The sequence below is a fragment of the Azohydromonas lata NBRC 102462 genome, from assembly GCF_001571085.1.
Classification (GTDB): Bacteria; Pseudomonadota; Gammaproteobacteria; order Burkholderiales; family Burkholderiaceae_C; genus Azohydromonas; species Azohydromonas lata.
In genome coordinates, this window is record NZ_BCTC01000308.1 from 1 (window position 1) to 902 (window position 902).

General features: G+C 64.0%; 1 protein-coding gene. It reads left to right on the forward strand.

Annotated features, from left to right (window positions below; genetic code table 11):
- Nucleotides 1–16 precede the first annotated feature (16 nt).
- The gene (gene nifH, locus ALA01S_RS31245; protein ID WP_084268130.1) at nt 17–898 is read left to right on the forward strand and encodes a nitrogenase iron protein; all 882 of its coding nucleotides are present in this window, start codon (nt 17–19) and stop codon (nt 896–898) included.
- Nucleotides 899–902: the final 4 nt, after the last annotated feature.

The window sequence follows — 902 nt, forward strand, 5'->3', positions numbered from 1 at the left end:
ACACTGGAGCACTTCAATGGCAAAACTTCGCCAAATCGCCTTCTACGGCAAGGGTGGCATCGGCAAGTCCACCACCTCGCAGAACACGCTGGCCGCGCTGGCCGAGATGGGTCAGAAGATCCTGATCGTCGGCTGCGACCCCAAGGCTGACTCCACCCGCCTGATCCTGCACGCAAAGGCCCAGGACACCATCCTGTCGCTGGCCGCCGAAGCCGGCTCGGTGGAGGACCTGGAAATCGAAGACGTCATGAAGATCGGCTTCCGCGACATCCGTTGCGTGGAATCCGGTGGCCCGGAGCCCGGCGTGGGCTGCGCCGGCCGTGGCGTGATCACCTCGATCAACTTCCTGGAAGAAAACGGTGCCTACGAAGGCGTGGACTACGTGTCCTACGACGTGCTGGGCGACGTGGTGTGCGGCGGCTTCGCCATGCCCATCCGTGAGAACAAGGCCCAGGAAATCTACATCGTCATGTCCGGCGAGATGATGGCCATGTACGCGGCCAACAACATCTCCAAGGGCATCCTGAAGTACGCCAACAGCGGCGGCGTGCGCCTGGGCGGCCTGGTGTGCAACGAGCGCCAGACCGACAAGGAGTTGGAGCTGGCCGAATCGCTGGCCAAGAAGCTGGGCACCACGCTGATCCACTTCGTGCCGCGCGACAACATCGTGCAGCACGCCGAGCTGCGCCGCATGACCGTCATCGAGTACGCCCCGGACAGCAAGCAAGCCGCCGAGTACCGCACCCTGGCCAACAAGGTCCACGCCAACGCCGGCAACGGCGTGATCCCCTCGCCCATCACGATGGACGAGCTCGAAGACCTGCTGATGGAGCACGGGATCATGGACGCCATCGACGAGAGCCAGGTCGGCAAGACCGCCGCTGAGCTCGCCGCCTGAGTCT

Bases quoted from the DNA above. Each gene is read 5' to 3' on its own strand.
- nifH (WP_084268130.1), top strand. From the start codon at position 17: ATGGCAAAACTTCGCCAAATCGCCTTCTACGGCAAGGGTGGCATCGGC.